Raw genomic sequence first — 18,682 nt, 5'->3', positions numbered from 1 at the left:
CTTCATGGGTATTGATAAATATTATGTTTATTACCAGCGATAATGTGCAAATGCTCTATTCGCTTCAGCCATTTTATGTGTATCTTCACGCTTTTTCACTGCCGCACCTGTGTTGTTTGCTGCGTCAATGATTTCAGCCGCAAGACGTTCTTCCATCGTTCTTTCACCACGAAGGCGGGCATAGTTTACTAACCAGCGAAGACCCAAAGTTGTGCGGCGTTCAGGACGAACCTCTACAGGTACTTGGTAGTTTGCGCCCCCTACACGGCGTGCACGAACTTCTAATACTGGCATAATATTTTTCAATGCTTGTTCAAACACTTCCATTGGATCTTTGCCAGTTCGTTCTCTCACGATATCAAATGCATTGTAAAGAATTTTTTGCGCTTTGCTTTTTTTACCGTCAATCATGATTTTATTAATCAGACGAGTTACTAATTTTGAATTGTAAATTGGATCTGGTAGTACGTCACGTTTTGGTACAGGTCCTTTACGTGGCATCACTAAATTCCTCCCTTCATTCTGTATTTATTATATTATCTTTTAGTTTTTAGGACGTTTCGTTCCATATTTGGAACGGCCTTGCTTACGGTTTTCAACTCCAGCTGTGTCAAGAGCTCCGCGTACGATATGATAGCGGACACCAGGCAAGTCTTTTACACGTCCGCCGCGGATTAGCACAACGCTGTGCTCTTGCAGGTTATGTCCGATCCCCGGAATATAAGCTGTTACTTCAATTCCGTTTGACAAGCGGACACGTGCATATTTACGAAGAGCTGAGTTTGGTTTTTTAGGTGTCATTGTTCCAACACGTGTACATACTCCTCGTTTTTGCGGCGAAGATAAATTTGTTTGTTCTTTTTTGAAGCTGTTGTATCCTTTGTTTAACGCAGGAGATTTTGATTTTACTACTTTGCGCGTGCGGCCTTTTCGCACTAATTGGTTAATTGTAGGCATATACATTTCCTCCCTTCAAACGTTTTTTCAAACCCACACATCCAGGCGGTTCATAATTTGGTAAAAACAATTGTTTTTGCAGAAATCTACAAAAACAATGTTTATTTTATAATTGCAACAGCTGCCGCTCCAACTTCTATTCCGCAAGCTTTTCCGAGCTTCTTCATAGAATCGACCTTAATTAAAGGAACTTCTTTCTCTTCAGCCAGCTGAACCACTTTGTTTGTCACTTTCGGGTCAGCATCCACTGCAATGATAACTTCCTTTACAGTGTCATTTTTCAGAGCTTTCACTGTTTGCTTTGTACCAATAATAATCTTTTCAGCCTGTGCTACTTTTTCATAAGACATATTTCATATCCTCCAAAGTGACAGGTGATATTTACACACCTTGATAATATTAACATTGGAAAAGATGGATGTCAACTGTGCATTTTACGGCATCCATCTTTTCCCCGACAATTATTCAACCGAAATCGTTTCGTCAACGGATTTTTTATTCATGACCGGTTTTATTTTTCTATAGAGCTGCATTCCTGTTCCAGCCGGAACAAGCTTACCGATAATAACATTTTCCTTCAAGCCTAACAGTTCATCCCGTTTTCCTTTAATGGCCGCATCCGTTAATACGCGTGTTGTCTCTTGGAATGATGCGGCAGACAAGAAGGACTCCGTTTCAAGCGATGCCTTTGTAATACCGAGCAATACCGGCCGTCCTGTTGCAGGGCGTTTTCCTTCCAAAAGCACCTTTTTATTCGCTTCTGTAAATTGATGAACGTCAAGGAGTGTTCCCGGCAGAACATCCGTATCGCCGGAATCGATGACACGGACTTTCCGCAGCATTTGCCGCACCATTACTTCAATATGCTTATCGCCGATTTCCACACCTTGCATTCTGTACACTTTTTGCACTTCACGAAGCAAATATTCTTGAACGGCTAAAATGTCTTTTACTTTCAACAATTCTTTTGGATCTATTGAACCTTCCGTAATTTCTTGGCCGCGCTCTACACGGTCCCCCACAGCTACTTTTAAGCGGGCGTTAAATGGCGCCATGTATGTGCGTGTTTCCACTTCACCGCGGACGACAATTTCTTGCTGCTTATCTCTCACTTCATTAATTTCAGCAACTACCCCGTCAATTTCTGAAATAACCGCTTGCCCTTTTGGATTACGGGCTTCAAACAATTCTTGAACACGCGGCAAACCTTGGGTAATGTCGTCGCCGGCAACCCCACCGGTGTGGAAAGTACGCATCGTCAGCTGTGTACCCGGCTCTCCGATCGATTGAGCAGCGATAATTCCTACCGCTTCGCCTACTTCGACATCAGTGCCGGTAGCCAAGTTCCGTCCATAACATTTTTTACATACACCATGTCTTGTATTACATGTGAATGCAGAGCGAATCCAAACTTCTTCTATCCCTGCATTGACAATTTGAGCTGCTATGTCTTCGGTAATCATTTCATTTTCCCTGACAAGCACTTCGCCCGTTTCAGGATGAATAACCGATCTTCTTGCATATCGTCCGATAATCCGTTCCTCGAGTTTTTCGATAACTTCTGAACCGTCTTTCAGCGCTCTCGCTAAAATTCCTCTGTCTGTTCCGCAGTCTTCCTCACGAATAATCACATCTTGCGCAACATCTACAAGGCGGCGTGTTAAATAACCGGAGTCAGCAGTTTTTAATGCTGTATCTGCCAGACCTTTTCTGGCACCATGGGTCGAGATGAAGTATTCTAACACTGTCAAACCTTCTCTAAAACTCGATTTAATTGGAAGCTCAATAATTCGTCCAGCAGGGTTAGCCATCAGTCCGCGCATTCCCGCAAGCTGCGTGAAGTTAGATGCATTTCCGCGAGCTCCTGAATCGCTCATCATGAAAATCGGATTCCGCTTATCTAATGAATTCATCAGCTTGCTTTGAATGGTGTCTTTAGCAGCACTCCAAATAGAGATAACACGATCGTACCGCTCATCTTCAGTGATTAATCCGCGTCTGAATTGCTTCAAGACATTGTCAACTTTAGCTTGCGCCTCTTTTAAAATTGCTTCTTTTTCCGCCAACACAACAATATCAGAAACACCGATTGTAATTCCGGCTTTAGTCGAATATTTAAAGCCTAAATCTTTTAAGCGGTCAAGCATTTTCGATGTTTCAGTAATATGGAATCTCTTAAAGACTTCGGCAATAATTTTTCCTAAAATTCCTTTTTTAAATGGCGGAATGATTTCTTGGTTTTTAATGTGCTCCCGCACATCTACCTGTGCCGGATCAACAAAATATTTATCAGGCGTGCATTCTTGAATGTTCTTAGTTGACGGCTCATTAATATACGGGAACGAATTCGGCAGTATTTCGTTGAATATTAATTTTCCTACCGTTGTGATCAGAAGCTTTTTATTTTGTTCTTCTGTAAATGTTTCGTTCTTTAAGGAACCGGCATGTACTGCAATTCGTGTATGCAAATGTACATGGCCGTTTTGATAGGCAATGAGCGCCTCATCAGGATCTTTGAAAATTTTCCCTTCTCCGATCGCTCCTTCACGTTCCATTGTTAAGTAATAGTTCCCCAACACCATATCTTGTGAAGGCGTAACAACCGGTTTTCCGTCTTTCGGATTTAAAATGTTTTGAGCCGCAAGCATTAACAGCCTTGCTTCTGCTTGTGCTTCTGCCGATAACGGAACGTGAACAGCCATTTGGTCACCGTCGAAGTCAGCATTATAGGCTGTACATACCAACGGATGTAGACGAATGGCACGCCCTTCGACTAACGTCGGTTCGAACGCTTGGATTCCTAATCTGTGCAAAGTCGGTGCCCGGTTAAGCAGAACCGGATGTTCTTTAATGACTTCCTCCAACACATCCCAAACTTCAGGATGGACGCGTTCAATTTTCCGTTTGGCGCTTTTAATGTTATGTGCCAGCCCTTTTTCAACAAGCTCCTTCATGACAAAAGGCTTAAAGAGCTCAAGCGCCATTTCCTTTGGCAAACCGCATTGATACATTTTCAGATTTGGGCCGACAACGATAACGGAACGTCCAGAGTAGTCAACCCGTTTTCCTAACAGGTTTTGACGGAAGCGTCCTTGCTTTCCTTTCAGCATATGAGAGAGTGACTTCAGTGGACGATTTCCCGGTCCAGTAACTGGACGACCACGGCGTCCATTGTCAATAAGTGCGTCAACAGCCTCTTGAAGCATCCGTTTCTCATTTTGCACGATGATACTTGGCGCTCCAAGATCCAACAGTCTTTTTAAACGATTGTTTCGGTTAATAACACGGCGATACAAATCGTTCAAATCGGAAGTTGCAAAGCGTCCGCCATCCAATTGAACCATCGGCCGCAATTCAGGCGGAATGACAGGAAGTACATCCAACACCATCCATGAAGGGTCATTTCCGGAATTTCTGAATGCCTCCATCACTTCAAGGCGTTTAATCGCTCTTGTGCGCCGCTGGCCTTGAGAAGATTTAAGCTCTTCTTTTAACGCTTCTACTTCTTTATCAAGATTGATATCTTGCAATAATTTTTTAATTGCTTCCGCACCCATTGATGCTTGGAAGGCATTTCCGTATTTCTCGCGGTATGTGCGATACTCTTTTTCAGATAAAAGCTGTTTCTTTTCAAGTGGTGTGTCCCCAGGATCTGTCACGACGTAAGAGGCAAAATAAATAACTTCTTCCAATGCTCGAGGTGACATGTCAAGAACTAGTCCCATACGGCTTGGAATCCCTTTGAAATACCAAATATGAGAGACAGGGGCAGCAAGTTCGATATGCCCCATTCTCTCCCGACGCACTTTTGCTCGCGTAACCTCAACACCGCATCGATCGCATACTACGCCTTTATAGCGAACCCGTTTATATTTTCCGCAGTGGCATTCCCAATCTTTTGTCGGACCGAATATACGTTCACAAAACAAACCGTCTTTTTCAGGCTTTAAAGTACGATAGTTGATCGTTTCTGGTTTTTTCACTTCACCATATGACCATGAACGAATTTTATCAGGTGAAGCAAGACCGATGTGCATATACTCAAAATTATTTACATCCAGCAAGGGGCCTACCTCCCTTTTTATCTTCCGTAGCAAAAAATTCCTTTACTCTTTGGCAACTGCATCTTTTTCTTCTTTATCAACAATTTCCTCTTCGATTGTATCAGTCGTTAAAGAGAGGCTATCTGACTGGGTGGAATTTACCTCATCTTCCAATTCTCTCATTTCGATTTCTTGTTCATCGCTTGAGAGAATTTTAACATCCAGTCCTAAGCTTTGAAGCTCCTTAATTAATACTTTGAAAGATTCAGGAACTCCAGGTTCAGGCACATTTTCGCCTTTTACGATTGCCTCGTATGTTTTTACACGACCGACAACATCGTCTGATTTTACAGTAAGGATTTCTTGCAATGTATATGCTGCTCCATAGGCTTCTAAAGCCCAAACCTCCATTTCTCCGAACCGCTGTCCACCGAACTGTGCTTTACCGCCGAGCGGTTGCTGTGTAACAAGCGAATATGGACCTGTGGAACGAGCATGCAGTTTATCGTCAACCATGTGCGCCAGTTTGATCATATACATGATTCCGACAGACACGCGATTATCGAAAGGTTCCCCAGTGCGGCCGTCGTAAAGGACCGTTTTCGCATCACGGGCCATCCCAGCTTCTTCAATTGTTGACCATACATCTTCTTCTGTCGCACCATCGAATACCGGAGTTGCAACATGAATACCCAGCTTCTTAGCCGCCATTCCTAGGTGCAATTCCAATACTTGCCCGATGTTCATCCGGGAAGGTACTCCTAATGGATTTAACATGATGTCAACTGGTGTTCCATCCGGCAAAAACGGCATGTCCTCCTCAGGGAGAATTCGGGAAATAACCCCTTTGTTTCCATGGCGGCCTGCCATTTTATCCCCTTCAGAGATTTTACGCTTCTGTACAATGTATACACGCACCAGCTGGTTGACACCTGGAGGCAGTTCATCTCCGTCTTCACGGTTAAACACTTTTACATCAAGAACAATACCTCCGCCCCCATGCGGAACACGAAGTGATGTATCACGAACCTCACGTGCTTTTTCTCCAAAAATAGCGTGCAATAATCGTTCTTCAGCAGTCAGTTCTGTAACTCCTTTTGGCGTTACTTTCCCAACAAGCAAGTCGCCGTCTTTAACTTCTGCTCCAATGCGGACAATGCCTCGTTCATCCAAGTTGCGAAGAGCGTCTTCTCCGACATTTGGAATATCACGAGTGATTTCTTCCGGACCCAATTTTGTATCACGGGATTCAGACTCATATTCTTCAATATGGATGGAAGTATAGACGTCTTCTTTTACAAGACGCTCGCTCATGATGATGGCATCTTCATAGTTATATCCATCCCATGTCATAAAGGCGACAAGTACATTTCGGCCTAAAGCAAGCTCTCCCTTTTCCATGGAAGGACCGTCAGCTAAAATTTCGCCTTTCTCGACTTCGTCTCCAACAGATACAATTGGGCGCTGATTGTAGCACATTCCTTGGTTGGAACGGACGAATTTCAACAATTTGTACTCGTCGAGATCACCTTTAACCTTTTGGCCGTCCACTTCTTCATAACGGCGAACTAAAATTCTGTTGGCTTCAACTCGTTCGACAACGCCTGCGTGCTTGCAGATGACAGCTGCTCCAGAGTCTCTAGCCGATACATACTCCATTCCGGTACCAACAATAGGCGCTTCTGGTTGAAGCAAAGGAACAGCTTGGCGCTGCATGTTCGCACCCATTAATGCACGGTTGGAGTCATCGTTTTCCAAGAACGGGATACAAGCTGTTGCTGCTGATACAACTTGCTTAGGCGAAACGTCCATGTAGTCGACACGGTCTTTTTTCACCACTATGTTTTCCCCGCGGAAACGGGCAACAATATTATCTTCTAAAAACGTTCCATCCTCTGCTACTGGCACGTTAGCCTGAGCAACAACATAGTTATCTTCTTCGTCAGCTGTCAAATAGTCAATTCGGTCTGTTACCTTCCCTGTTTCAGGGTCAACTCTTCTATACGGCGTTTCAATAAAACCGAAACGGTTTACTTTTGCATATGTTGATAATGAGTTAATCAATCCGATATTTGGACCTTCAGGCGTTTCAATTGGACACATGCGTCCATAATGGGAATAATGGACGTCGCGAACTTCAAAGCCTGCTCGTTCACGTGTGAGTCCGCCAGGTCCCAATGCAGATAAACGGCGCTTATGCGTCAGTTCTGCAAGAGGATTTGTTTGATCCATGAATTGGGACAATTGGGAGCTGCCAAAAAATTCTTTAATGGCCGCAATTACTGGACGGATGTTGATTAATTGCTGCGGAGTAATCGTATTGGCATCCTGAATGGACATTCTTTCCCTCACAACACGCTCCATCCGTGAAAGTCCGATTCGGAACTGGTTTTGCAAAAGCTCCCCTACCGAACGAAGACGGCGGTTTCCTAGATGGTCAATATCATCTGTATTTCCTACTCCATATAGCAAATTAAAGAAGTAGCTGATGGACGCAATAATGTCTGCTGGCGTAATGTTTTTTACACTTTCATCAATGTTTGCGTTGCCAACAACGTTGAGAATTTTTTCTCCATCCGGATCGTTTGGAGCATAAATTTTAATAGATTGGTACGTGATGTCTTCATCAACTACTCCACCATCAGGAGTGAATTTTTTAAACCCTATTCCTTTTTCAAGGTAAGGCAAAATTTTATCCAGCGTTCTTCTATCAATAATAGTTCCTTTTTCAGCAATGATTTCTCCAGTTTCAGGGTCGACTAGAGTTTCTGCTAATCGTTGATTAAAGAGTCGGTTTTTGATATGAAGTTTCTTGTTAATTTTATATCTGCCGACACTTGCTAAATCATATCTTTTTGGATCAAAGAAACGGGAGATCAATAAGCTTTTTGCGTTTTCAACTGTTGGCGGTTCACCAGGACGCAGGCGTTCGTAAATTTCAAGAAGCGCCTTTTCTGGGCTTTCGGTATTGTCTTTATCCAACGTATTTCTTAAATATTCATTTTCTCCGAACACATCGATGATTTCTTGATCAGAGCCAAACCCAAGGGCACGTAAAAGAACCGTAACTGGTAATTTGCGAGTGCGATCAATGCGGACATATATAACATCTTTTGCATCTGTTTCGTACTCTAACCAAGCGCCACGGTTTGGAATGACGGTAGCTGTAAAGCCCTTCTTACCGTTTTTATCAATTTTGTCGCTGTAGTAAACACTAGGTGAACGGACTAATTGGGAAACAATTACTCGTTCTGCGCCATTGATCACAAATGTGCCGGTTTCCGTCATAAGCGGAAAATCGCCCATAAATACATCTTGATCTTTCACTTCGCCTGTTTCTTTATTAATTAGGCGCACTTTTACCCGCAGCGGGGCAGAATAAGTAACATCGCGTTCTTTTGCTTCTTCAACGGAGTATTTCGGTTCACCTAAGCTGTAGTCAATAAACTCAAGCGAGAGGTTACCAGTGAAATCTTCGATAGGAGATATGTCTTGAAACATTTCACGAAGACCCTCATCAAGAAACCACTGATACGAAGAGGTTTGGATTTCAATAAGATTAGGTAATTCCAACACTTCTTTAATTCGCGCATAACTTCTGCGTTGGCGGTGTCGTCCGTACTGAACTAGTTGACTTGTCAACTGAGTCACCCCTCAAATCAGCATAATAATATCTTGTAAATAGCATTCCATGTTTTATATAATAAAATAAATACTATTACAAGTAAAAAGAAAAAGGATTTTCTTTATGAAAAAAGAAAACCACTGCGCAGAAATAGTTGATTTTATTATTTTTTCCTTAATGGATTGGTTCTATACATCCAAGAAAAAATTTAGCTACAAATGGAAATTAATATATTGGCATTTTATAATGTTAACATATCCTGGATTGCAGGTCAATCTTTTTTTGCTTTAAAAATATAATAGCCTTTTTTTCTCTCTGCCACTTCTACCGAACGAAACAGAGTCTCCAGCTTTTGTTTAGCGGAAGGAGCCCCCTGCTTTTTTTGGATAACGATCCAAAGCTCTCCATGGTCTTTTAAATGATCAAAGCTTTTTTCAAATATATGATGGACGACTTGTTTTCCAGCCCGAATGGGAGGGTTTGCTAAAATAGCAGCATACCATTTCCCTTCCAGCTTTTCAAACAAATTGCTTTGAAACACACGGACATTTTGAATGTTGTTTATTCGAGCATTCAGTTCTGCAAGTTCGACTGCCCTTTCATTTATATCGATCATATCAATCATTCTATCGGGTTCCGATTTTGCAATTGACAATCCGATCGGTCCGTATCCGCAGCCTACATCCAAAATATCTCCTGGAATTTCGGGAGCAGCGAAAGTTTCAATTAATAGCTGCGTTCCAAAATCAACCTCCCGTTTTGAAAAAACTCCGCGGTCGGTCATGAACGCAAATGGATGATTTCTCAACGTGCACTCAATTTTTCTCCTATTGCTTTCCACTTCCGGTTTTTCCGAAAAATAATGTTCGCTCATTTTCTGCACCCCTTTTTTAGGAGTATTTTCTACGGGCAGAAATTCATACATAAAAGAAAAGCCCGCCAATGAATCAGCGAGCTTTTCTATTTATTTAACAGCTTTTACTTAACTTCAACTTCTGCTCCAACTTCTTCAAGTTTTGCTTTAAGTTCTTCAGCTTCTTCTTTAGATACGCCTTCTTTTAATGGTTTTGGAGTGTTGTCAACTAATTCTTTTGCTTCTTTTAAGCCAAGGCCTGTGATTTCACGAACAACTTTGATAACTTTAATTTTTTGTGCACCTGCATTAGCAAGAATAACATCGAATTCAGTTTTTTCTGCAGCAGCTTCACCGCCGCCAGCGCCACCAACCACAGCAACAGGAGCAGCAGCAGTTACGCCAAATTCTTCTTCGATTGCTTTTACTAAGTCGTTAAGTTCAAGAACAGTCATTTCTTTTATCGCTTCAATAATTTGTTCTTTTGTCATTTGTTTTTCCTCCTTATGTTTTAAATTCTAATAGTTTAATACGAAAATTTGCTTTAAGCGCCTTGCTCTTCTTTTTGATCTGCAACTGCTTTTGTTGCAAGTGCAAAGTTGCGAATAGGAGCTTGCAGTACAGAAAGCAACATAGAAAGCAAGCCTTCGCGAGATGGAAGGTCAGCAATCGCTTTAATTTCATCAACTGTTGCAACATTGCCTTCGATGACGCCAGCTTTAATCTCAAGCGCTTCATGCTCTTTTGCAAAATCATTCAAAATTTTAGCAGGCGCCACGACATCTTCAGTGCTAAATGCGATAGCGTTTGGACCAGTCAGCACTTCTTCTAATCCAGAAATTTCTGCTTGTTCAACAGCACGGCGAGTTAACGTATTTTTGTAAACCTTGAACTCTATATTTGCTTCACGAAGTCTTTTGCGCAATTCCGTTACTTCCGCTACATTAAGACCGCGGTAATCTACGATAACAGTAGAGACGCTTTCACGGAATTTGGCTGCAATTTCTTCAACGATCTGTTTCTTCTTTTCAATTGCGCTGCTCATTTGTTTACACCTCCTGCAAATTGAAAATGAACACTTATACCGCCGGTGAAATGAAATACCTCCATGCCCGCAGACATGGAGGTATCGTACAAATAAGCAAACGTTCCGCTTAATCTATATCATACACCTCGGTAGGATATTAAGCCTTTCGGCACCTACTGTCTACGGTATAAATGAATTCTATTTAATTACACAACATTTTTATTTTACTAAAATATATCCTGCTTGTCAAACCGGTCTATTATTTCACGACAAAGCTGGAAGGATCTACTTTAATTCCAGGGCCCATTGTAGACGTTACAGAAACGTTTTTCATGTAAGTGCCTTTTGCCGCTGCCGGTTTTGCTTTTAATAGTGCGTCGTAAATTGTTGTAAAGTTTTCAACTAATTTTTCACTGTCAAAAGAAGTTTTTCCGATTGGAACATGAACGTTCCCAGCTTTATCTACACGGTATTCGACTTTACCAGCTTTAATTTCTTTGACAGCTTTTTCAACTTCAAATGTTACCGTTCCTGTTTTAGGGTTTGGCATTAAACCTTTAGGACCTAAAATACGTCCAAGTTTACCGACTTCACCCATCATATCAGGGGTAGCCACAACAACATCGAAGTCAAACCAGCCTTGTTGAATTTTATTGATGTAGTCGCTGTCGCCGACATAGTCCGCACCAGCAGCTTCCGCTTCTTTTGCTTTTTCCCCTTTAGCGAATACTAAAACGCGTTGCGTTTTACCTGTACCGTTCGGCAGCACAACAGCCCCGCGGATTTGCTGATCGTTTTTACGAGGATCAACGCCAAGGCGGAATGCAACTTCAACCGTCGCATCAAAGTTTGCGATATTCGTCTTCTTTACTAATTCAATTGCTTCTTTTACGTCATAAGCTTTTGAACGATCAACAAGCTTTGCAGCTTCTAAATATTTTTTACCTCTTTTTGCCATATCATTTTCCTCCTTATGTGGTTTTAGCGGAATAACCTCCCACGAATAAAGGTTGCGAACTTGAATAAACAAACTCGCAACCTACTACACCAATGCATATTGATTAGTCTTCGATCACAATGCCCATGCTTCGGGCTGTGCCTTCAACCATACGCATTGCTGCTTCAACGCTAGCTGCATTTAAGTCAGGCATTTTCGTTTCGGCAATTTCGCGAACTTTATCGCGTTTAATTGTTGCCACTTTATTACGATTCGGTTCACCAGAACCTGATTCAATTCCAGCTGCTTTTTTCAAAAGAACGGCAGCAGGCGGAGTTTTCGTAATAAATGTAAATGAACGGTCTTCAAATACCGTAATTTCAACAGGAATAATTAAGCCAGCTTGATCAGCCGTGCGAGCGTTGAACTCTTTACAGAATCCCATGATATTAACCCCAGCTTGACCGAGAGCAGGACCTACTGGCGGCGCAGGATTAGCTTTACCTGCAGGAATCTGCAATTTCACGATTTTAATCACTTTTTTAGCCACGAGACACACCTCCTTAAGTCCGTGATGTGGTAATAGGGTAAAACCCTCCCACTCATGCAACATCCTTCTTTATATGAATGAGAGAAAGATTAATGCATCATTCAGTCTCTTTCAGAGACATATCGACTTAAGAAATATTACCATTTTTAATTAATGATTTCAAGTTTGTTTTTCTACATTTTACAATTTGGAAACTTGGGAAAAATCTAGTTCAACTGGTGTTTCACGCCCAAACATATTGACGAGCACTTTGACTTTTTTTCTATCTGTATCGATTTCTTCGATAACGCCTGTGAAATTGGCAAACGGGCCGTCATTTACTTTTACCGTTTCTTTTAATTCAAAATCAACTTCCACACGAGCCTCTTCTATTCCCATGCGTTTGAAAATTGCCTGTACTTCTTCCGGCAAAAGCGGAGTTGGTTTAGATCCAGACCCTGCAGAGCCGACGAATCCGGTTACTCCGGGAGTGTTGCGAACCACATACCATGAATCATCCGTCATGATGAGCTCTACTAAAACATACCCAGGGAAAACCTTTTTTTTCGTCACTTTTTTCTTTCCGCTTTTCATATCCATTTCTTCTTCTTCAGGGACGATCACACGAAAAATTTTGTCCTGCATGCCCATTGACTCTACGCGTTTTTCTAAATTCGCTTTTACTTTATTTTCATAGCCGGAATATGTATGCACAACATACCAGTTCTTTTCCATATCAGAGGACCTTGTCCTTCCCTCCCCATTTCATTTTTAGGCAATGAAAAAACCCGTTTACCGGGTTTACTGACGGACTTATGAATAATATCTATTATATCATGGATAAAAGGCTTTTATTCAAGAATAAGCCTTAATAACTCAGAAATTCCTAAGTCGACAATAGCAAAAAATATAGCAAAAAAGGCTACCGTTGTAATGACCGTAATCGTATAGCGAACCAATTCCTTTCTTTTCGGCCAGCTGACCTTTTTCATTTCTTTTACGACATCTCGAAAAAATCCAGTCAAGCGCTGCATTTGTTTACCTCCAGAAATCCAAGAATCGTGCAATTTACTTTGTTTCCCGATGAGTGGTATGAGCTTGGCACGTTTTACAAAACTTTTTGATTTCCAACCGTTCTTCGGTCGCCTTTTTCATCGTTGAATAATTTCGGCTGCCGCATTGAGAACAAGCTAGAACTATTTTTTTCCTCATATTACACCTACCGATACTTACTCTATTAAACAGTAACATAATGGCAATTTTTATGTCAATGAGTTATGAAGTAAATTCCCTCAGCTCTAAGTATCTTTCTAGCTTTCTTTTCACCCGCTGCAAGGCATTGTCAATAGATTTCACATGCCTGTTTAATTCTTCTGAAATTTCTAAATAGGAACGGCCTTCCAAATAAAGGGACAACACTTTCCGTTCAAGATCAGATAATATTTCCCCCATTTTCAATTCTATATCATCAAACTTTTCCTGGTTAATGATGAGCTCTTCTGGGTCCATTACTTTTGCACCAGATATTACATCCATCAGTGTGCGATCTGATTCTTCATCATAAATGGGTTTATCCAATGAAACATACGAGTTTAGAGGAATATGTTTTTGACGGGTAGCAGTTTTAATGGCAGTAATCATTTGGCGGGTAATGCACAACTCGGCAAAAGCCTTAAAGGAGGTAAGCTTGTCCTCTTTAAAGTCACGAATCGCTTTATATAATCCAATCATCCCCTCTTGAATTATATCCTCACGATCCGCCCCGATGAGGAAGTAGGATCTTGCCTTGGCCCGCACAAAGTTCCGGTATTTTGTAATCAAGAAATCTAATGCAGCGCTGTCGCCTTTGTGGACGAGCTCTACAATTTGTTCATCTTCAAGCTTCTGCAATTTTTTTATTTTTTCCCCCTTGTTGTCTTGAACACTCATGCAAATCACCCCGACCGCGCATACAATTATTAGAAATATTATACTGTAAGATTTCCATAAACGTCAACTTATGTCAAAATTACGATAAATCTCCTCTTCTCCATTTTTCGAATCTTTCGGCAACTTCATAAGAAAGGCGAATTTTCGAAGCGGGGCGCTCGCCCTGAATTTGCTGAATTTTTTTTCGAATGCTTTCTTCAATAGACACCACTTCGTTATATAGCTCGCGCGCCGATTTTCTCAAAGCTCCCTGGGAAAAAATCGTCCATTGTTCTATATAGTCGGACGTTGCTACATAAATTTTCGTCTTAATATTTTTTAATGTTTTGGCCAGCTTTTCAATCCGTTCATCAGCGGTTTCATTTTCTCTCGTGAAAATAATTTCCACGCGATTATCTAAATATTTTTTTTCAATTCCTTTCACTAAATGAGCATCAAAAACGACAATCACCTTCATCCCAGTGTATGCTTGATATTCGGCCATCTTGTTGATCAGGATCTTCCTTGCATCCTCCAAATTGTTTTCATCTTTTAATTTTTGCAGATCAGGCCAAGCACCAATAATGTTGTATCCATCGACTAATAAAATATCCATTGGCTACTCTCCTGATGGCCGCCGTTTGCGAAAAACTTCATACATTAATAGACTGGCAGCAACGGAGGCGTTCAAAGAAGTAACATGACCAACCATCGGAATTTTCACAAGGAAGTCGCACTTTTCTTTTACTAAGCGGCTGATTCCTTTCCCTTCACTGCCAATTACTAATGCAACGGGGAGTTTCCCGTCAATTGTCCGATAATCGTCTTCCCCTTTTGCATCAGTGCCGTAAATCCATATACCTCTGTTTTTCAGCTCGTCAATCGTGCGTGCCAAGTTTGTCACACGGACTACGGGAACATATTCAATTGCTCCCGTTGACGTTTTTGCCACTACATTGGTTAAACCGACCGCCCGGTTCTTTGGAATAATAATGCCGTGTACTCCAGCAGCATCAGCTGTTCTCATAATCGAGCCGAGATTTGCCGGATTTTCAATTTCATCTAGAATCAGAAAAAAGGGCGCTTCCCCGCGTTCGTCAGACAATTTGAACAAATCTTCAAAATCCGTATACTTATATGCAGCAACTTGCGCAATGACTCCTTGGTGGCTGCCCGAAACGATCTGATCGAGCTTTTTCTTTGGAACGAATTGAACTGCTACCCCTTTATTTTTCGCCAGCATTATAATTTGCTGCGCTTGTTTAGTATATGAATTTTCCGCAATAAACACTTTGTTAATATCCCTGTTCGATTTCAATGCTTCGATAACCGAATTCTTCCCGTATATATATTCATCCGCCACGTTCAACTCCCCCTTTCTCGTATGTTGCAGCCATTGCAGCATCTATGACGTCGTTTAGCCGATCTTGATCACCTGTTAAAAAAAGATAGCCGATTAAAGATTCGAAAGCCGTGCTGTATCGGTATGTTTGTACATCGGTATTTTTCGGCACCGTGTTTGATTTGGCATTTCGCCCTCTTTTCATTATTTCCAGCTCTTCTTCATTGAAAAAGCCGTTGTCAGTTAATGTTTTTAAAATCGCTGCCTGCGCTTTGGCCGAAACAAACGACTTCGCCAATTTATGAAGCTGGCCCGGTTTGACAGTTCCTTTTGATAACAGATGATGCCTGACAAATACTTCATATACAGCATCGCCCATATATGCTAAAACAAGACCGTTAAGCTGCCGTGCTTCTTTTATTTTTTCAAGCTCAATCATATTTATCCTCTTTTCCATCTTGTTCCTTGAGGCGTATCTTCCAATATAATGTTCATTTCCTTGAGCTGATCTCGAATTTTGTCGGCTAAAGCAAAATTTCTTTCTTTTCTAGCTTGATTTCGCTCGTTTATCAGCCTTTCAATGTCTTCGTCCAGCAGCTCTTGAACATCAAATGTCAAACCTAATACATCGCCAAATTCATTAAATAGCTGCAAAAATGCCTTAATTACTTTTTCGGAGGTGTTTTTTCTTTCCAAATAATAGTTTGCATTTTTCACTAAATCGAAAATGACAGATATAGCATTCGCCGTATTGAAATCGTCGTCCATTTCATGAATAAATTCCTTCTTTAGCCGGCTGATTTCTTCCAGCCATTTTTCATCATCATCAGTGAGATTCGCACTACTTTCCAGCCGATGCTTTAAATTGATATATGAGGTGCGGATTCTTTCCAATCCGTTTTTTGTACTATCCAAAAGTTCTTTCGAATAATTGATAGGATGTCGGTAGTGTACAGACAGCATAAAAAATCGAAATACTTGTGGGTCATACTGCTTTAAAACGTCTTGAACAAGAATAAAATTTCCGAGTGATTTAGACATCTTCTCATTGTTGATATTAATATAACCGTTATGCATCCAATATTTCGCAAAAGGTTTGCCGGTAAGCGCTTCGGATTGTGCGATCTCATTTTCATGATGCGGAAAAGTTAAATCTTGGCCGCCTGCATGAATATCAATTGTATCCCCTAAATATTTTCTTGCCATTGCGGAGCATTCAATATGCCAGCCAGGACGTCCTTTTCCCCAAGGGCTATCCCATGAAATTTCCCCTTCTTTTGCTGCTTTCCAAAGTGCAAAATCAAGCGGATCTCTCTTTTTTTCGCCAATTTGTATTCTGGCACCGGCATGAAGCTCATCTATTGATTGATGCGAAAGCTTTCCGTATTCCTTAAAATACCGTGTTTTATAATACACATCTCCGTCGACTTCATAGGCATAATTTTTGTCAATGAGAGCTTGGATGAATTCAATGATTGTCTCCATATTTTCCGTTACACGAGGATGAACATCCGCTCTTTTGCATCCCAGTGCATCAATATCAGAAAAATAGGCCTTAATAAATCGTTCTGCAATTTCCGGAACCGTTTCGCCCAAATCATTTGCAGCTTTAATCAATTTATCATCCACATCGGTAAAATTCGACACATATTTCACATCGTACCCTCTGTACTCCAAATATCGACGAACTGTATCATATACAATGGCTGGTCTAGCATTTCCGATGTGAATATAGTTGTAAACGGTAGGACCGCAAACATACATCTTTACCTTGTTGTTCTCTAAAGGAATAAATTCTTCCTTTTTCCTGGATAATGTATTATAAATTTTGATACTCATTGAACGCCCTCCTTTTTTTTCAGATTATCTAATTCTGCCTTTAATTTTCCTATTTCTTTTTCAAGCTCTTTTAATTTATCTGAAATAGGATCCGGCAAATCTCTATGATTTAAATCTTTTCTCACCTTTTTCCCGTTTTGCACAACAACTCTCCCCGGAATGCCTACAACAGTCGAATTATCCGGAACATCGCGCAAAACGACGGAACCTGCGCCAATTTTCGAGTTTTCTCCAATCGTAATAGATCCTAATACCTTCGCGCCAGCTGCAATGAGAACATTATTTTTGATGGTAGGATGCCGTTTCCCCTTTTCTTTACCTGTTCCGCCTAATGTAACTCCTTGATATACAGTAACATTATCGCCAATTTCACAAGTCTCGCCAATAACGACACCCATGCCATGATCGATGAAAAAACGACGACCGATTTTGGCACCAGGGTGGATTTCAATTCCCGTGAAAAAGCGGCTTATTTGCGAAATGACCCTGGCGATAAAGTATAATTTCCGTTTGTAAAACGCATGCGCCAACCGATGAGCCCATATGGCGTGAAGGCCTGAATAAGTTAAGATCACTTCTAAATAAGATCTCGCAGCAGGGTCTTGGTCAAAAACGACTTCCACATCTTCTTTTAATATTTTCCACATATTTTTCTCCCTCCCATAAAAAGTAATCATAATACCCTACTGAAAATCGAGTAGGAGGGAGCGATTAACTCCCGTCCTCTCACACCACCGTACGTACGGTTCCGTATACGGCGGTTCAATTAAGATAATTGACGCAAGTCTTTATAACTTCCGTGAATAGCTGTTCTCTTTATGCCAGTGGTCACTCCACCCTCCAAGAGATCTCCCACGGGATTCACCGCTTCCTCCCTCAAGTGAGGTACTACGTTTTCTGTGTTCATCATGACTCACTGAATGCCAAGGGCTATTCTCTCTTAATTGTTCGGTCCTTCTTAGTTGTTCTAGACCAACTAATACTATGACCTCTGCTGACTTCTGACTGTTCAGCTATCTATCACTAGATAGGTTACCAAGGTTACTTGGCGTGCCAGCCAGACCTCCCCGGGTAAGAGTGTAATCTTTCCTTCCATCCATCTGCTTCATTTACTCTGTATCACCTTCGGCAGAAAGGGCTTTGTTTTGTCTTGCAAACTCACCCAGTGATACCTAGCCTCATATGAAGTTCGTGTTCCTCAGACCGGAAGTTTGCCGCTCGCTTCCTTCAGATTCCGCGTCACCACGGACACCCTTGCGTTAAGCTAACTGCTACTTCTGCCTTCGCAGCTCGGGACTTTCACCCTATAGATTACACCCATGCCGGGCGCACAAGAAATGCGCCTCTGTAGATACAGAGACGCAAATAAGCGCGGTTCCACTCTGTTTAGGGAAAAGTATAGCTTTTCTTTTCCCTCAACTTTAACTCTTATAACGGTGAGTCTCCGCTTTTGTCTACTCCCGCTGGTTTCGACAAAAGACTCGAAGGGGCATTTCAGAAAGCGCGTGCTTAAACCTCTTTCAGCCAAAGGAGGTTCTCTCTGAAAAGCCGTTTGCTTTCTTACTTCTCCTTCTCAACGTTTTTCCGTCATCTGTTCATACATACTATATTACAATTTTTTT

The 18,682-nt window shown here is 41.4% G+C and carries 19 protein-coding genes and 2 other annotated features; all 19 genes read right to left on the bottom strand.

Annotated features, from left to right (window positions below):
* Positions 1 to 30 precede the first annotated feature (30 nt).
* Positions 31 to 501 carry a 30S ribosomal protein S7 gene (rpsG, locus tag NSS70_RS00775; protein WP_063387154.1) on the bottom strand — a complete coding sequence of 157 codons (471 nt, stop codon included), beginning with the start codon at positions 499 to 501 and terminating at the stop codon, positions 31 to 33.
* 42 nt (positions 502 to 543) lie between these two features.
* Entirely contained in the window at positions 544 to 957 is a 414-nt protein-coding gene (gene rpsL, locus NSS70_RS00770; RefSeq protein ID WP_063387153.1) for a 30S ribosomal protein S12, read from the bottom strand.
* Between the two features lie 101 nt (positions 958 to 1,058).
* Positions 1,059 to 1,307, bottom strand: coding sequence for a 50S ribosomal protein L7ae-like protein (locus NSS70_RS00765; RefSeq protein ID WP_063387152.1), 249 nt, complete (start codon positions 1,305 to 1,307; stop codon positions 1,059 to 1,061).
* 111 nt (positions 1,308 to 1,418) lie between these two features.
* A complete protein-coding gene (rpoC, locus tag NSS70_RS00760) occupies positions 1,419 to 5,021 on the bottom strand; it encodes a DNA-directed RNA polymerase subunit beta' (protein ID WP_340880775.1) in 3,603 nt (1,200 codons plus the stop codon).
* Between the two features lie 42 nt (positions 5,022 to 5,063).
* Positions 5,064 to 8,642, bottom strand: coding sequence for a DNA-directed RNA polymerase subunit beta (rpoB, locus tag NSS70_RS00755; RefSeq protein WP_327873333.1), 3,579 nt, complete (start codon positions 8,640 to 8,642; stop codon positions 5,064 to 5,066).
* 254 nt (positions 8,643 to 8,896) lie between these two features.
* Positions 8,897 to 9,499: a class I SAM-dependent methyltransferase gene (locus NSS70_RS00750; RefSeq protein ID WP_063387149.1), complete on the bottom strand. Its 603-nt coding sequence runs from the start codon at positions 9,497 to 9,499 to the stop codon at positions 8,897 to 8,899.
* A 104-nt stretch (positions 9,500 to 9,603) separates the two neighbouring features.
* Positions 9,604 to 9,969, bottom strand: coding sequence for a 50S ribosomal protein L7/L12 (rplL, locus tag NSS70_RS00745; protein WP_063387148.1), 366 nt, complete (start codon positions 9,967 to 9,969; stop codon positions 9,604 to 9,606).
* 53 nt (positions 9,970 to 10,022) lie between these two features.
* Positions 10,023 to 10,523: a 50S ribosomal protein L10 gene (gene rplJ / locus NSS70_RS00740; RefSeq protein ID WP_063387147.1), complete on the bottom strand. Its 501-nt coding sequence runs from the start codon at positions 10,521 to 10,523 to the stop codon at positions 10,023 to 10,025.
* A gap of 43 nt (positions 10,524 to 10,566) precedes the next feature.
* Positions 10,567 to 10,709, bottom strand: a sequence feature (ribosomal protein L10 leader region).
* A gap of 55 nt (positions 10,710 to 10,764) precedes the next feature.
* The gene (rplA, locus tag NSS70_RS00735; protein ID WP_063387146.1) at positions 10,765 to 11,463 is read right to left on the bottom strand and encodes a 50S ribosomal protein L1; all 699 of its coding nucleotides are present in this window, start codon (positions 11,461 to 11,463) and stop codon (positions 10,765 to 10,767) included.
* Between the two features lie 103 nt (positions 11,464 to 11,566).
* Positions 11,567 to 11,992, bottom strand: coding sequence for a 50S ribosomal protein L11 (rplK, locus tag NSS70_RS00730; RefSeq protein WP_063387145.1), 426 nt, complete (start codon positions 11,990 to 11,992; stop codon positions 11,567 to 11,569).
* A gap of 180 nt (positions 11,993 to 12,172) precedes the next feature.
* Positions 12,173 to 12,706, bottom strand: a complete 534-nt coding sequence (gene nusG / locus NSS70_RS00725; RefSeq protein WP_063387144.1) for a transcription termination/antitermination protein NusG — start codon at positions 12,704 to 12,706, stop codon at positions 12,173 to 12,175.
* A gap of 116 nt (positions 12,707 to 12,822) precedes the next feature.
* Entirely contained in the window at positions 12,823 to 13,005 is a 183-nt protein-coding gene (secE, locus tag NSS70_RS00720; RefSeq protein WP_063387143.1) for a preprotein translocase subunit SecE, read from the bottom strand.
* Positions 13,006 to 13,039: 34 nt separating this feature from the next.
* The gene (gene rpmG / locus NSS70_RS00715) at positions 13,040 to 13,183 is read right to left on the bottom strand and encodes a 50S ribosomal protein L33 (RefSeq protein WP_082829425.1); all 144 of its coding nucleotides are present in this window, start codon (positions 13,181 to 13,183) and stop codon (positions 13,040 to 13,042) included.
* Positions 13,184 to 13,246: 63 nt separating this feature from the next.
* Positions 13,247 to 13,900: an RNA polymerase sporulation sigma factor SigH gene (sigH, locus tag NSS70_RS00710; protein ID WP_063387142.1), complete on the bottom strand. Its 654-nt coding sequence runs from the start codon at positions 13,898 to 13,900 to the stop codon at positions 13,247 to 13,249.
* A gap of 79 nt (positions 13,901 to 13,979) precedes the next feature.
* Positions 13,980 to 14,495 carry an NYN domain-containing protein gene (locus tag NSS70_RS00705; RefSeq protein WP_063387141.1) on the bottom strand — a complete coding sequence of 172 codons (516 nt, stop codon included), beginning with the start codon at positions 14,493 to 14,495 and terminating at the stop codon, positions 13,980 to 13,982.
* 3 nt (positions 14,496 to 14,498) lie between these two features.
* A complete protein-coding gene (rlmB, locus tag NSS70_RS00700; RefSeq protein WP_339198296.1) occupies positions 14,499 to 15,284 on the bottom strand; it encodes a 23S rRNA (guanosine(2251)-2'-O)-methyltransferase RlmB in 786 nt (261 codons plus the stop codon).
* Entirely contained in the window at positions 15,232 to 15,660 is a 429-nt protein-coding gene (locus NSS70_RS00695) for a Mini-ribonuclease 3 (protein WP_327873331.1), read from the bottom strand. The genes rlmB and NSS70_RS00695 overlap by 53 nt, the downstream gene beginning before the upstream one ends.
* A gap of 2 nt (positions 15,661 to 15,662) precedes the next feature.
* Positions 15,663 to 17,060, bottom strand: a complete 1,398-nt coding sequence (cysS, locus tag NSS70_RS00690) for a cysteine--tRNA ligase (RefSeq protein WP_063387138.1) — start codon at positions 17,058 to 17,060, stop codon at positions 15,663 to 15,665.
* Positions 17,057 to 17,737: a serine O-acetyltransferase gene (gene cysE, locus NSS70_RS00685; protein WP_082829424.1), complete on the bottom strand. Its 681-nt coding sequence runs from the start codon at positions 17,735 to 17,737 to the stop codon at positions 17,057 to 17,059. The genes cysS and cysE overlap by 4 nt, the downstream gene beginning before the upstream one ends.
* A 675-nt stretch (positions 17,738 to 18,412) precedes the next feature.
* Positions 18,413 to 18,646 (bottom strand) — a binding site (T-box leader).
* Between the last annotated feature and the right edge of the window lie 36 nt (positions 18,647 to 18,682).

Source organism: Aeribacillus sp. FSL K6-2848, assembly GCF_038004325.1.
GTDB lineage: Bacteria > Bacillota > Bacilli > Bacillales > Aeribacillaceae > Aeribacillus > Aeribacillus composti.
This window is presented reverse-complemented; position numbering and strand designations above follow the sequence as displayed.